Origin of the sequence: Polaromonas sp. AER18D-145, from assembly GCF_002379095.1 — a bacterium.
In the GTDB taxonomy this organism is placed as follows: domain Bacteria; phylum Pseudomonadota; class Gammaproteobacteria; order Burkholderiales; family Burkholderiaceae_C; genus Polaromonas.
In genome coordinates this window covers 1-12,426 of record NZ_NBZV01000045.1, presented here as the reverse complement: position 1 = coordinate 12,426, position 12,426 = coordinate 1, and the positions used below count along the sequence as shown (strand labels likewise).

Below are 12,426 nucleotides of genomic sequence, written 5' to 3'. Positions count from 1 at the left end.
AAAAGCAGGGCTACCGCAGCCCATAAAGGCCCCCGGGGTGCGCCGCTTTACTGCAGCCTTATTGCAAGCTGATCTCGACCCTGCGCGCCTCGGCGTCGCTGCCCGAGCCGGCCATCTGCTCGGGTTTTTGCAGGGTGATCTGGCTGTCGGCCACACCCGCTGCTTTCAGCGCATCGCGGACTGCCAGCGCGCGCTGGCGGGCCAGTTCGGCATTGACGGCGGCATGGCCCCTGGGGTCGTGAAAACCCGTAATGACCACTTTCTTGCCGGTCCTGGCGGCCCTGACCACATCGACCAGGGCCACGCCGGCACCGGGGGCCAGATCGGCCTTGCCGGACGCAAAATAAAATTTCACCACACCGTATTCCACCGTGATGCTGGCGGCATCCGACACGGCCTGCTGCGACGGCGCGGGCGGCACGGCAGGGGCCGGCGCAGCCGGCAACGGCGCGGCCATCACCGGCAACGCGGCGGCGCTTGGCAGGGTGGTCAACGCTGACAGGGCCGGCGTGTCCCGGCGGTGCAGCGCAGCGCCTATCGCCAGCGCGATCACGAGGGCAACAAGGGCAAAAACAAGGCCCAGGACCAGACCCAGCTGGTCATCATCCGATGGAGAAGACATGGATAAAACTCCGTGAAACTGCACAGGCTGCGGCGCCTGTGCCAGCCGCAAAAAATAACCGGCAGCTTCGCCGGTGAGAGCCGGTCATTGTAAAGTGTGACTGTGGAAACTACCCCGCACTACGACCCGCCAGCCCTGCGTGATCCGGCGCCCATGCTGGAGCGTTTTCTGCACCAGTGGGGCGGCCGCGAGGACCTATGGATTTTCGGCTACGCCTCGCTGATCTGGCGGCCCGATTTCGACTTTGCCGAACTGCGGCGCGCGCGGGTGCACGGCTGGCACCGGGCGCTGAAGATGTGGAGCCGCATCAACCGCGGCACGCCCGAGTGCCCGGGGCTGGTGTTTGCGCTGCTCTCGGGCGGCAGTTGCCACGGCGTGGTCTACCGTGTGCCCCGGCACGAAGTGCCGGACGTGGTGGCCAGGCTCTGGCTGCGCGAAATGGTCACGGCGCTCTATGACCCGCGCTCGCTGCGCTGCAACACCGAGAAGGGACCGGTCCAGGCGCTGGCATTCACCCTGTCGCGGCGCAGCCCCAGCTTCACCGGCGAGCTCAGCGAGACGCGTTACCGGCAGATTTTCTCAAGCGCCTGCGGCTGTTACGGCACCACGCACGACTATGCACGCCAGACGCTGGAAAGCCTGCACAGCCACGGCATTTCGGATCCCAGGCTGGCGCGCCTGCTCAAACTCTCGCAAGCAGGGATTGCCAGCGACGGGCCGCAGGCCTAAAGTCATGCGTCATAGAAGTCTTTCCGCAACGACTTGGAACTTGTCCGTAACCTGGAGACACCATGAAAACAGCCTTTCTTCTTTTTGCCACGGCCGCCCTGCTCGGCGCCTGTGCCAGCAGCCCCAGCGGCCCACGCGCCACCGCGCAGCTGCAGCCCACCACCGGCAATGCCACCAGCGGCAGCGTCAGTTTTGTCCAGAAGGGCAACAAGGTTCTTGTGAGCGGCGAGATCCGCGGCCTCAAGCCGAATGCGGAACACGGTTTCCATGTGCATGAAAAAGGCGACTGCTCCAGCGGCGACGGCATGAGTGCGGGCGGGCACTTCAACCCCACCGGCGCGCCACATGGCGCCCACGGCATGGGCATGCACCACACCGGCGACCTGCCCAGCCTGAAAGCCGATGCCGGCGGCATCGCCCGCTTCAACTTTGAATCAGGTTCCCTGGCCGTCGGCAGCGGCGTGACCAACATCGTCGGCAAAGGCCTGATTGTTCACCGCGACCCCGATGACTACAAAACCCAGCCAACCGGCAACGCCGGCCCGCGGCTGGCTTGCGCGGTCATCGCCCAGAACTAGACCGCATGATCAGCGCGCCGCCAGCAGCGCTTCGGCGCGCGCCAGATCGTCCACGGTATCGACATCGGTCACGATGCCGACATCGTCGAGCGCCAGAGACGCTACTGAATTGAGAGCGTCCTGCGCCCGTACCACGGGCGCTGCACCCTGATTTCCCTTTAAATCCAGCAAGCCGTCCCGGCAAACCGCGGAGAACCCCACGGGGTGACCGCGCACGCCCTGGTACAGCGGAATCACCACCGCGTGCTGCGCCAGCGCCCGGGCCACGACCTGCAGCGTGTCGCTGCGCACCAGCGGCAAGTCGCCCGGCAGCACCAGCCAGCCCGCCGCATCCGGCGTGGCACGCACCGCCGCCGCAATCGAGTCCCCCATGCCGGGATGGCCCGCGTCTTCGAGGTGCCAGGGCAGGCCGCTGGCAATCACCGCGTCCAGCGTGTGCTGCAGCACCGGCTTGCCAGCCAGCAGGGCCTGCAGCTTGTGGGTGTGGCCGCCGGACGCAGTGAAACGTTCACCGCGGCCCGAGGCCAGCACCAGCACCGTGGGCAAATCGGTCTCAGGCCGGGTTGCGTCCATCAGGCCAGCTTGAAAGGCAGCTCGCGCGGCGCCTGGCCGGTCAGGCGCGCCACGGCGTTGGCAAAGGCCGGCGCCAGCGGCGGCAGGCCGGGCTCGCCGAGACCTGTGGGCGCATCGGCACTCGGCACGACAAACACGGCGACCGCCGGCATGTCGGTGATGCGCGGCACCGCAAAGTCACCGAAGTTGCCTTGCTCGACCACGCCGTCTTTCAGCGTGATGGCCGCACCCGGCAGGCACATGGACAAACCCATCAGCGCCCCGCCCTGAATCTGCGCCTCGATGCTGGTCGGGTTGATCGCCAGGTTGCAGTGCACGCCGGCCGTGACCGCATGCAGCACCGGTGTCTTGTCCTTGACCGAAGCTTCGACCACGTAGGCCACCACGGTGTTGAAGGACTCGTGCACCGCCACGCCCCAGGCGCGCCCGGCCGCCAGCGTGCGTTTGCCATAGCCGGACTTGTCCACCGCGAGTTGCAGCGCCGCGCGGTGGCGCGGGTGCTGGCTGCCGAAATGTTTCATGCGGTACGCCACCGGGTCCTGGCCGCTGCTGCGCGCGATCTCGTCGATCAGCGTTTCCATCACATAGGCGGTGTGGGTCGAGCCGACACTGCGCCACCAGAGCACCGGCACGTTGACCTTCGGATGGTGCACCGACAGCCGCATCGGAATGTCGTAGGGCTCCCTCATGCCCTCGACCATGGTGCCGTCCACACCGTCCTTGACCATGAAAGCTTCAAAGGGCGAACCGGTCACGATGGACTGGCCAACGATCACATGGTCCCAGGCCAGGATGTTGCCCTGCGCATCCAGACCGATCTCGGCGCGGTGCACATGCATGGGCCGGTAGTAGCCACCCTTGATGTCGTCCTCACGGCTCCACAGGGTGCGCACCGCACCGTTCAGGCCGGCGGCGCGTGCTGCTTTCGCGACGGCGCAGGCTTCCACCACGTAGTCGCTGCTCGGAATGGCGCGGCGGCCGAAACCGCCACCGGCCATCTGCACATTCATCTTCAGGTTCTGCGGCGTCACGCCCAGCACCTTGGCCGCCGCCATGGTGTCCAGCCCCGGCATCTGCGTGCCCAGCCAGAGTTCGGCGCGCGTGTCGGCGCCCTGCCCGCTGAACTGCACGGTGCAATTGAGTGGCTCCATGGGCGCATGGGCGAGGTAGGGAAACACAAACTCGGCGCTGATTTTTTTCGGCGCGGCGGCGAGCTTGCCGACATCGGCGGCGTACTTGATGGCCCCGGTGGTTTGCGCCAGCGCGCGGTAGCTGGCCAGCTGTTTTGCGCTGTCCACCTTCTCGACCGCGCTGCTGTCCCACTCGACCTTGAGTGCGTCACGGCCCTGCTTGGCCGCCCAGTAACCCTCGGCGACCACGGCCACGCCCTCGCCGCCGCGGTCCAGCGGCACGCGAAACACGCCCTTGACGCCGGGGATGGCGCGCGTAGCGGCGTCGTCGAGCGATTTGACCTTGCCGGCGAACACCGGCGGATGCGCGACCACCGCCGTCAGCATGCCGGGCAGACGTACGTCGATGCCATAACTCTGGGTGCCGGTGGATTTGGCACGTGCATCTAGGCGGCCCGTGGGCTGGCCGATGATGCGGAACTGCTTCGGGTCCTTGAGTGTGACCTGCTCCGGCACCGGCTGCTTCATCGCCGCTTCGGCCAGCTCGCCATACCCCAGGCGTTTGCCGCCGGGGCCGATCACCACGCCTTCGCGGGTGCGCAGGCCGGCGGCATCCACGCCCCACTGCGCCGCGGCCGCCGACACCAGCATGGCGCGTGTGCGGGCGCCGAGCTCGCGGTACTGCGTGTACGAATTCTTGATCGAGCCCGAGCCGCCGGTCAGGTGCATGCCGAAGGCCGGGTCCACATAGGCCGGGTCGGCATTGCCGTGCTGGCTTTTCACCAGACGCCAGTCGGCGTCGAGTTCTTCGGCCAGGATCATCGGCAGGCCGGTCTGCACGCCCTGCCCGAAATCGAGCCGGTTGATGGTGACGGTGACGGTACCGTCCTTGTCGATACGCACAAAGGCCGAAGGCTGCTGCGTCGGCTTCAGCGCGGAAGCAGCGGCAGCGGGCGCGGCGCCCTGGGCCTGCGCCAGCAGCGGAAACGCGCCCAGAGCAAACCCGCCGGCCGTCGCAACTTTCAGAAAACTGCGTCGTTGCAGGCCTGCCATTGCTCCGTTTTCAGGAGCACCTTGCGCTTGTTGTGCAAGGACTTGCAGGCCTTTTGGCAACTGATTGAAGATGTCGGAAGAAGTGGTGCTGTACATGGCGATCTCCTTCAAGCCAGGGCCACGGCGGCGTCTTTGATGGCAGCGCGGATACGCACGTAAGTGCCGCAGCGGCAGATGTTGCCGGCCATGGCCGCGTCAATGTCCGCGTCGGTCGGTTTGGGCTGGGTCTTGAGCAGCGCGGTGGCGCTCATCACCTGCCCGCTCTGGCAGTAGCCGCACTGGGCCACGTCGTGTTTGACCCAGGCGGCCTGGACCGCCTTGCCGACGCGGTCATTGCCCACGGCTTCGATGGTGGTGATTTTCTGGCCCACGGCCGCCGACACCGGCGTCACGCAGGAGCGAATGGCCGCGCCGTTGAGATGCACGGTGCAGGCGCCGCACAGGGCGGCGCCGCAACCGAACTTGGTGCCTGTCATGCCCAGCGTGTCACGCAGGGCCCAGAGGATGGGGGTGGAAGCGTCGGCATTGACCGGCACGTCTTTGCCGTTGATGTTCAGGGTGGGCATCGTGGAACTCCTTGTGGGGACTGTCTTTGGGGAATGGAGGAAAAGTTGACGAATTCTTATTCGCTTAAATTAGGTGGGCATTAGCATGACGCGTGACGCTCAGGCCTTGATGGCGTCCCAGCACAGCGTGAAGGCCGCCAGTTGCACCGCCTCGTCGTCGGGCAACACCCCGGTGCGGATCAGGTTGGCGGTTTCGCGCACCGAGCCCACCACACTGGCCGTCAGCAGCGGCAGGGGCACCGGCTTGAAAATCTCCTGCTGCTGGCCCTCTTCCATCAGTGCCAGAAAACCGGCAGCCAGTCGGGTCGACAGTTCGCGGTTGCCCTGTGTGAACCAGGGCGAGTTGTAGTACTGCTCCTGGAACACCACTTCGGCATAACGCTCCAGCCGGTGCCGCAGCAGGTTGCCCCAGATGCGGCGCACCCGGCTGCGCAGCGAGGCGCCAGGCACCACGCCTTCCATCAGGCGCTGCATGGTGGCGGTTTTGGCGTCCTGGTAGAGCTGGCTGATCAACTCGTCCTTGGACGGGTAATAGACGTACAGCGTACTGGTGGCGATGCCGGCCGTCCGGGCGATGTCGGCCATGGTCAGCCCGCTCAGGCCGGTCTGGGCCACCAGGGTAAAGGTGGCCTCGGCGATCGCGCGCTGCTTTTCGTCGTCTTTGGGTTTCATCGGAAGCGCGAATATAACCGAATATTAATTCGGCTTCAAGTTAACCCGTCTTCATAAACATTGGGGCCGCACCAGACCGTGCACAATCGTGTGGATGAGCCAGTCCAACTCCATTGCCGACCTGCGCAAAAGCTACGAGCGCGCCGAACTCAACGAAGAGGCGTCGCATGCCGACCCGCTGCAGCAATTTGACCAGTGGCTCAAGGAAGCCATTGCGGCCGAGGTGCCCGAGCCCAATGCGATGACGGTCGCCACGGTGGCCGCCAACGGGCGGCCTTCGACCCGCGTGGTGCTGATCAAGGGGTATGACGAGCGCGGCATTGTCTGGTACACCAACTATGACAGCCGCAAGGGCCAGGAGCTGGCCGCCAACCCCTTCGCCGCGTTGCAGTTTCACTGGGTCGAGCTCGAGCGCGTGGTGCGCATCGAAGGTCTGGTCGAAAAAGTCTCTGCCGAGGAAAGCGACGAGTATTTCCACAGCCGGCCCCTGGATTCGCGTATCGGCGCCTGGGCCAGCCCGCAAAGCCAGGTGATCTCAGGCCGCAGCGTGCTGCTGGCCAATGCGGCGAAATACGGCGCGAAATTTTTGCTGCAACCGCCACGGCCGCCGCACTGGGGCGGCTACCGGCTCAAGCCCGACAACTGGCAGTTCTGGCAGGGCCGCAAGAGCCGGCTGCATGACCGGCTGCGCTACACCCAGGTCGAGGCCGGCTGGCTGCGCGAGCGCCTGGCGCCTTAGTGCCTGTTCATCTGCCGATGTACTTCAGGGTCAGACCGTTTACATGAAAAATACAATGCGTCTATTTGACGCACAGCGGATAGCCCTTGCAACTAAGAACTCAAATCATGGGTGAATGGTCAGATTATTTTGAAGATTTCCCAGAAGAAAATCCCGCGAATCAACGCGAAGATATCTCTGGCGATGCACTCAGAGCGCGGGTAGCGCGAGAAGCCACTTACTCTCCCAGCGTACTTGCGCAAATAGCTGAGGGACGCAAGAAGCGCGAAGCCGCAGAGATCCTTTTGCTCGGAATGCGGTTGAAGGACCGTGAGAATGCTCAGGCCGAATTGCACCGAAGCATTGGCGGACTAATGGAAGCCTACGCATGGTTCGATGTAAGTCTAGGCTTGAAGATTAAAAGCTATTCAAATAATGCAACGGCTGTTCTCGCACTTCTCAAGCCAACCATTCCCATGAAGTTGCGACTCGATTGTCTTCGCGGCTTGGTTGAACAAACTGAACCTTACGCAAAAACTGCACACCGCTCTAAGTGGGATGCCTGGATTGCGCACGCGGAAACCATTAGAACGCTCCGCAATGACTACGCCCACGGACGTTGGGTCCACGACCCTAGAACCTCAGAATTTCGTTTTGTTTCATTAAGTTGGGCCGGCGAGTCAGAGTTTTTCGAAAAATCGGTCGCAACCTTACCGGCCCAAATAGATGAACGATCAGCGCAGATATGGGAGCTAACGCGCTCCATAGATGTCGTCACCGAACCATTCTTTCCCCAATTGGCTCGCATCTCGTGGGGGACAAAGCTGAGTGATGTGAAGCCGTAAGTGACTAGGCCAGCTTGCTCAACCGCTCTATGCGCTGGTGAGCCACCGCATCAAGCTGCGCCTGCAACACCAGCGCCGGCGCAATCTCCGCGAGCGGCACCAGCACAAAAGCACGCTGATCCATGCGCGGGTGCGGCAGCACCAACTGCGCCGACGTCATGCGGCCACTGCCGTACAAAAGAAGATCAAGGTCCAGCGTGCGCGGCGCGTTGCGGTAGGGCCGCTCGCGGCCGGCGGCCTGTTCCAGGGCCTGCAGCTGGCGCAGCAGCTCGGGCGCGCTCAGTGCCGTCTGTACTTCCACCACGGCATTGATGTAGTCGCCACCGGCGGCCAGGCCGGGCGTGTCGCCCGCGTCGGCCAGCGGCGCGGTCCGGTACAGGCTGGAGCGGCGGGTGACCCGGGTCAGCGGCAGGTCAGACAAGGCGTTCATGGCCGCCCGCACCGCCGCGGCGGCGTCACCCAGGTTGGCGCCCAGCGCCACGTAAGCCGTGACAGGTTCGGGGCGTTCAGGGCGCAGGGCCGTCCCCATGCCGGCTGACTTAAAAGTCGGTGGGGGCGTCCGACGCCGGACCGGCAGCCGGGCCGCCTTCGCGGTTGGCCGGCTTGCGGCGGCGCCGGCGTTTTTTGGCGGGCGCGGGTTCACCGGACTCGCCGGCTTCGGGCGCAGGTGCCGGACCATGGCCGGCATCGTCGCTGCGCGGCGCATCGCCTTCGGCGCGCTTGACGCGGGTGCGCGGTGGCTGCGGTTTTTTCGACTGCTCGAGCCTGGCCTGCTCGATCATCTCGTGGCGTTCGTCGTCGTAAGCGGTGCTGAATTTCTCCCACCACTCGGACAGCTCGGGTTCGATCTCGCCGGTCTGCGCGCGCAGGCGCAGGAAGTCAAAACCGGCGCGAAAACGTGGCTGCTCCAGCAGCGAATAAGGCGAGCTGCCGGTGCGTTTTTCAAAGCGCGGCTGCATGGTCCAGATCTCGCGCATGTCGGTGCCCAGCTTGCCGCGGCCCGACACATCGCCGATCTTGGCGTTGAAGGCATCGTCGATCGCATCCTGCAGCGCGGGCATGGTGTGTTCGCCGCGTTTGAGGCGCCGCGCCCAGCCTTCGCGCACATCGGCCCAGAGCACGCAGGACAGCAGAAAGCTGGGCGCGACCGGCTTGCCTTCGCCGACACGGCGGTCGGTGTCGAGCAGCGCCAGTTGCAGGAAGGGTTCTTCCGACGTGTCCACCACCACATCCAGCAAGGGGTAGATGCCGGTGTTCAGGCCGAGGAACTTGAGCTGCTCGATGCTGGCCAGCGAGTGGCCGGTTTGCAGCAGCTTGAGCATTTCGTCAAACAGGCGCGACTGCGGCACGTCGGCCAGCAGGCCTTTCATCTCGCGCAGGGGCGCCACGGTCTTGTCTTCAAACTTGAAACCCAGCTCGCTGAGCTTGGCGGCAAAACGCACGGCGCGGATGATGCGCACCGGGTCTTCGCGGTAACGCGTGGCCGGATCACCAATCATGCGGATGATTTTTTTCTTCGCGTCGCGGATGCCGTGGTGGTAGTCGACCACGATCTGCGTCTCCGGGTCGTAATACATGGCGTTGATGGTGAAGTCGCGCCGCGCGGCATCTTCTTCCATCGGGCCCCAGACGTTGTCGCGCAGCACGCGGCCGGAGGCGTCCACGGCGTGTTTCATGCCGGCGAGTTCACTCTTGCTGGTGCGCTCGTTGCCGCCGACCTGCTCGGCCAGGCTGCTGTCCAGGTGCGCGCGGAAGGTCGAGACCTCGATCACCTCGTGCTCGCGGCCGCGGCCGTAAATCACATGCACGATGCGAAAGCGCCGGCCAATGATGAAGGCGCGGCGGAACAGCGATTTGACCTGCTCGGGCGTGGCGTTGGTGGCCACATCGAAGTCCTTGGGACGCAGGCCGACCAGCAGGTCACGCACCGCACCGCCGACGATGAAGGCCTCGTAGCCGGCCCGCTTGAGGGTGTGCACCACGTCCATCGCGCGCTCATCGACCAGCTTGGGATTGATCGCATGGTCCTGCGGGCCGACTTCGCGGCGCTCCCCGAAAACTGATTTTTTGGACCGGGTGGCACCGCTGGCGGGACTGGCAGACTTGCCAAACAGCTTGTCGATAAATTTTTTGATCATGGAATCAGGAGATTGTGCCGGGCTGGCCGCGCTTGCAGGGCAAGGGGCATGGCCTCCAGCAGTTAGAACAGCTCAAGTATGCGCCATCCGCGCTCGGTGGCGATCGCCCGCAGGCGCTCCTCGGGGTTGGTGGCCACCGGGTGCGTGACTTTTTCCAGCAAGGGCAGATCGTTCATGGAGTCGCTGTAAAAAGTACTCTCCACCGCCTCCCAGTGCAGCCCGCGGTCGGCCAGCCACTGCTGGACCCGCGCCACCTTGCCTTCCCGGAAAGACGGTATGCCGCGGATTTCACCGGTCAGCTGGCCGCCGGCGTCACGCTCGAGTTCCACCGCAATCAGCTCGGCCACCCCGAACGCCTGGGCGATGGGCCGGGTCACGAATTCGTTGGTGGCGGTGACGATGACGGTGTCGTCACCCGCCGCCTGGTGGCTGCGGACCAGGTCCAGCGCCGCGGCTTGTATGCCTTTTTGCACGATTTCGCTCATGAAACGGGCGTGAGCAGCTATCGATTTTGTAGCACCCTGCTCCCGGATGGCCTGGGTGGCAAAACGCATGTAGTCATGGATGTCGAGCGTTCCGGCCTGGTAGTGGGCAAAAAACTCGGCGTTGCGGCGCTTGAACTCGTGGCCCTCGCACCAGCCCAGTGCAATCGTGAACTCGCCCCACTCGTAGTCGGAATCGATGGGAATCAGGGTGTGGTCGAGGTCGAACAGGGCTACGCGCCGTTTTGCGGCGCCCGGGCGTGATGTCACAGTGTCTCCAGCATGGATTTGATCAGCGGAATCGTGATCGCGCGCTGGGTCTGCAGCGCGTAGGCGTCGAGCTGGTCCAGCAGCTGCATCAGGTTGCCGAGGTCGCGCGAGAAGCGGCTCAGGATGAAATCCATGGCCTCGTCGCTGAGGAACACGCCGCGCGCGTCGGCCTCCTGGCGCAGCACCGCACGGCGTTCCGGCTCGGTCAGGGCCTGCAGCGCAAACACATGACCCCAGCCCAGGCGGGTGCGCAGGTCTTCGCGCAGGGCCAGGTCGGCCGGCGGCGCGTTGCCGGCCGCCAGCACCCAGCGCGGGTGACCGTCGGCGGCATTGAGGGCATTGACGAACCAGTTGAAGGCCGCCTGCTGCTGCACCGCGGTGTACAGGTGGCAGTCGTCCATGATCACCGCCGCCCAGTTGTCGTTGAATTCGGGCGGCTCCAGCATGGAGGCATCGAGCCAGCCCACCGACGCGCCCTGCTCGCGCAGCGCCTCGCTGACGGCCTTGAGCAGATGGGTCTTGCCGCTGCCGGGCTCTCCCCACAGGTAGGTCGGCACCGGGGAGCGCAGGCTGTTGCCGGCCCACAGTTCCAGGTGCCTGAGCGCCGCCTCGTTGGGGCCGGCAAAAAAATTGGCGAACGACGGGGGCGATGCCAGCCCGATGTCCAGTGCAATCTGCTTCATCGTTGCCCCCCTTCAGCGTGGTTCATGGCACGAGGCACAAACGCAGTGGAGAGCACAGGAATTCCCTCTTCACCAGCAAGGGCCTCGGAACCGGCTTGGCCGGGCCGCAGGCGCAGCGCCCCTCTTCTTCGTGCAAGGGGCAGCGCACCGCCGTAGGCACGCGAAGTGACAAGCGTGGGGGCCATATCAATTCTGGTACAGCTTGCTCAGCATGTAGCTGGCCCGCATGCGGCGAATCGCCACCAGCAGCACCGCGCTGGCCGGCAAGGCAATCAGCACGCCGAGAAAGCCGAACAGCTGCCCGAAAGCCAGCAGGGCAAAAATGACGGCCAGCGGGTGCAGGCCGATACGCTCACCGACCAGCCGCGGGGTCAGGTAAAAACTCTCGACCAGTTGCCCCGCGCCATACACGCCGGCGACCACCAGCACGCCATACAGACCGCCGAACTGGAGGACGCCGGCCAGCAGGGCCAGCACCAGCCCCAGCCCGAAGCCCAGGTAAGGGATGAAAAACGCCAGGCCGGTGAACACACCGACCGGCACGGCCAAATCGAACCCGAACACGGCCAGCGCCACGCTGAAATAAACCGCCAGCGTGCCCATGACCAGAAACTGGCCGCGCAGATACTGGCCCAGCACCAGGTCGGACTCGGCCATGAAGCTGTCAAACGAAACGCGCAGCTTGGGCGGCACCAGCTCGACCACGAGGCCGACGAAGCGGTCCCAGTCCTTGAGCAGGAAAAACAGGGCCACTGGAATCAGCACGCCATTGCCCACGATGGCCAGTGCCACGCTGCCGCCCAGCTTGAGCGAGGACAGGACCGAGCCGAAGGCATCTTCAAAGTTGGCGCTGAGGTACTTCACGACAAAGGCCTTGATGCTGGCCACATCCAGCGACACCTTGATGCCGAACTGCGCCAGCCAAGGCCCCAGGGCGGTGTTGACGCGATCGGCCAGCAACGGCAACTGCTCGCGCAGCAGCGGCAGTTCCTTGGCAAAAATCGGTACCACCAGCAACAGGATGGACAGCAGAATCAGGATGAACAGGGTCTCCACGATCAGGACGGCCAGCACGCGCGGCATCCGTCCGCGGCCCAAGCCATCGAGCCAGTTCACCACCGGCGTCAGCACATAGGCCAGCACGGCACCCACCACAAAAGGCGTGAGCACCGGCCCCAGCAGCCACAACGCCAGCATCACCAGGGCCGCGATCAGGCACCAGGCGGCTGTACGTTTTTGGGCAGAAGTAAATTGCATGCAGGCGGACGGGGGGTGAACCCTTAGAATCTTGGCTTGGATTCTATCGGGCTTGCATGTCCGTCCCGCCGGCCCCTTCCCACCACCCAAGCAGCATGACCACCTCCTCC

Annotated in this window: 14 protein-coding genes; 4 read left to right on the top strand and 10 right to left on the bottom strand. The window is 64.8% G+C overall.

Going from position 1 to position 12,426, the window contains the following annotated elements:
* Positions 1-58 precede the first annotated feature (58 nt).
* On the bottom strand, positions 59-622 hold the full coding sequence (locus tag B7G52_RS18610) for an OmpA family protein (protein ID WP_096699022.1): 564 nt from the start codon (positions 620-622) through the stop codon (positions 59-61).
* Positions 623-724: 102 nt separating this feature from the next.
* On the opposite strand from B7G52_RS18610, the gene B7G52_RS18605 reads away from it, so the two are divergent.
* The gene (locus B7G52_RS18605) at positions 725-1,351 is read left to right on the top strand and encodes a gamma-glutamylcyclotransferase (RefSeq protein WP_371329040.1); all 627 of its coding nucleotides are present in this window, start codon (positions 725-727) and stop codon (positions 1,349-1,351) included.
* A gap of 62 nt (positions 1,352-1,413) precedes the next feature.
* A complete protein-coding gene (locus B7G52_RS18600; RefSeq protein ID WP_096699021.1) occupies positions 1,414-1,929 on the top strand; it encodes a superoxide dismutase family protein in 516 nt (171 codons plus the stop codon).
* 9 nt (positions 1,930-1,938) lie between these two features.
* Here B7G52_RS18600 and B7G52_RS18595 read toward each other — a convergent pair whose 3' ends face one another.
* The 4 genes from B7G52_RS18595 to B7G52_RS18580 form a co-directional block, all read right to left on the bottom strand.
* A complete protein-coding gene (locus B7G52_RS18595) occupies positions 1,939-2,502 on the bottom strand; it encodes an NTP transferase domain-containing protein (RefSeq protein ID WP_096699020.1) in 564 nt (187 codons plus the stop codon).
* Entirely contained in the window at positions 2,502-4,781 is a 2,280-nt protein-coding gene (locus B7G52_RS18590; protein WP_096699047.1) for a xanthine dehydrogenase family protein molybdopterin-binding subunit, read from the bottom strand. Before B7G52_RS18590 ends, B7G52_RS18595 begins: the two co-directional genes overlap by 1 nt.
* 11 nt (positions 4,782-4,792) lie before the next feature.
* Positions 4,793-5,251 carry a (2Fe-2S)-binding protein gene (locus B7G52_RS18585; RefSeq protein WP_096699019.1) on the bottom strand — a complete coding sequence of 153 codons (459 nt, stop codon included), beginning with the start codon at positions 5,249-5,251 and terminating at the stop codon, positions 4,793-4,795.
* Positions 5,252-5,350: 99 nt separating this feature from the next.
* Positions 5,351-5,923: a TetR/AcrR family transcriptional regulator gene (locus tag B7G52_RS18580; RefSeq protein WP_096699018.1), complete on the bottom strand. Its 573-nt coding sequence runs from the start codon at positions 5,921-5,923 to the stop codon at positions 5,351-5,353.
* A gap of 94 nt (positions 5,924-6,017) precedes the next feature.
* On the opposite strand from B7G52_RS18580, the gene pdxH reads away from it, so the two are divergent.
* Together pdxH and B7G52_RS23410 are read left to right on the top strand one after the other, a co-directional pair.
* On the top strand, positions 6,018-6,662 hold the full coding sequence (gene pdxH, locus B7G52_RS18575) for a pyridoxamine 5'-phosphate oxidase (RefSeq protein WP_096699017.1): 645 nt from the start codon (positions 6,018-6,020) through the stop codon (positions 6,660-6,662).
* Between the two features lie 86 nt (positions 6,663-6,748).
* On the top strand, positions 6,749-7,486 hold the full coding sequence (locus tag B7G52_RS23410; RefSeq protein ID WP_170954807.1) for a hypothetical protein: 738 nt from the start codon (positions 6,749-6,751) through the stop codon (positions 7,484-7,486).
* Positions 7,487-7,490: 4 nt separating this feature from the next.
* On the opposite strand, the gene folK is transcribed toward B7G52_RS23410, so the two are convergent.
* The 5 genes from folK to B7G52_RS18545 all read right to left on the bottom strand — a co-directional run bounded on the left by folK (position 7,491) and on the right by B7G52_RS18545 (position 12,316).
* Complete coding sequence (gene folK, locus B7G52_RS18565) at positions 7,491-8,015, bottom strand: 2-amino-4-hydroxy-6-hydroxymethyldihydropteridine diphosphokinase (protein ID WP_096699015.1); 525 nt, start codon at positions 8,013-8,015, stop codon at positions 7,491-7,493.
* Between the two features lie 10 nt (positions 8,016-8,025).
* Positions 8,026-9,624, bottom strand: coding sequence for a polynucleotide adenylyltransferase PcnB (gene pcnB, locus B7G52_RS18560; RefSeq protein WP_096699014.1), 1,599 nt, complete (start codon positions 9,622-9,624; stop codon positions 8,026-8,028).
* A gap of 62 nt (positions 9,625-9,686) precedes the next feature.
* Positions 9,687-10,376, bottom strand: coding sequence for an HAD family phosphatase (locus B7G52_RS18555; protein WP_096699013.1), 690 nt, complete (start codon positions 10,374-10,376; stop codon positions 9,687-9,689).
* Positions 10,373-11,059, bottom strand: coding sequence for a DnaA regulatory inactivator Hda (gene hda, locus B7G52_RS18550; RefSeq protein ID WP_096699012.1), 687 nt, complete (start codon positions 11,057-11,059; stop codon positions 10,373-10,375). Before hda ends, B7G52_RS18555 begins: the two co-directional genes overlap by 4 nt.
* Before the next feature lie 186 nt (positions 11,060-11,245).
* Positions 11,246-12,316, bottom strand: coding sequence for an AI-2E family transporter (locus B7G52_RS18545; RefSeq protein WP_096699011.1), 1,071 nt, complete (start codon positions 12,314-12,316; stop codon positions 11,246-11,248).
* Positions 12,317-12,426 lie beyond the last annotated feature (110 nt).

Excerpts from the sequence above, each read along its gene's own strand:
- B7G52_RS18610 (WP_096699022.1), bottom strand. The coding sequence starts at position 622 with ATGTCTTCTCCATCGGATGATGACCAGCTGGGTCTGGTCCTGGGCCTT.
- B7G52_RS18600 (WP_096699021.1), top strand. The coding sequence starts at position 1,414 with ATGAAAACAGCCTTTCTTCTTTTTGCCACGGCCGCCCTGCTCGGCGCC.
- B7G52_RS18595 (WP_096699020.1), bottom strand. The coding sequence starts at position 2,502 with ATGGACGCAACCCGGCCTGAGACCGATTTGCCCACGGTGCTGGTGCTG.
- B7G52_RS18590 (WP_096699047.1), bottom strand. The coding sequence starts at position 4,781 with ATGTACAGCACCACTTCTTCCGACATCTTCAATCAGTTGCCAAAAGGC.
- B7G52_RS18585 (WP_096699019.1), bottom strand. The coding sequence starts at position 5,251 with ATGCCCACCCTGAACATCAACGGCAAAGACGTGCCGGTCAATGCCGAC.
- B7G52_RS18580 (WP_096699018.1), bottom strand. The coding sequence starts at position 5,923 with ATGAAACCCAAAGACGACGAAAAGCAGCGCGCGATCGCCGAGGCCACC.
- pdxH (WP_096699017.1), top strand. The coding sequence starts at position 6,018 with ATGAGCCAGTCCAACTCCATTGCCGACCTGCGCAAAAGCTACGAGCGC.
- folK (WP_096699015.1), bottom strand. The coding sequence starts at position 8,015 with ATGGGGACGGCCCTGCGCCCTGAACGCCCCGAACCTGTCACGGCTTAC.
- pcnB (WP_096699014.1), bottom strand. The coding sequence starts at position 9,624 with ATGATCAAAAAATTTATCGACAAGCTGTTTGGCAAGTCTGCCAGTCCC.
- hda (WP_096699012.1), bottom strand. The coding sequence starts at position 11,059 with ATGAAGCAGATTGCACTGGACATCGGGCTGGCATCGCCCCCGTCGTTC.
- B7G52_RS18545 (WP_096699011.1), bottom strand. The coding sequence starts at position 12,316 with ATGCAATTTACTTCTGCCCAAAAACGTACAGCCGCCTGGTGCCTGATC.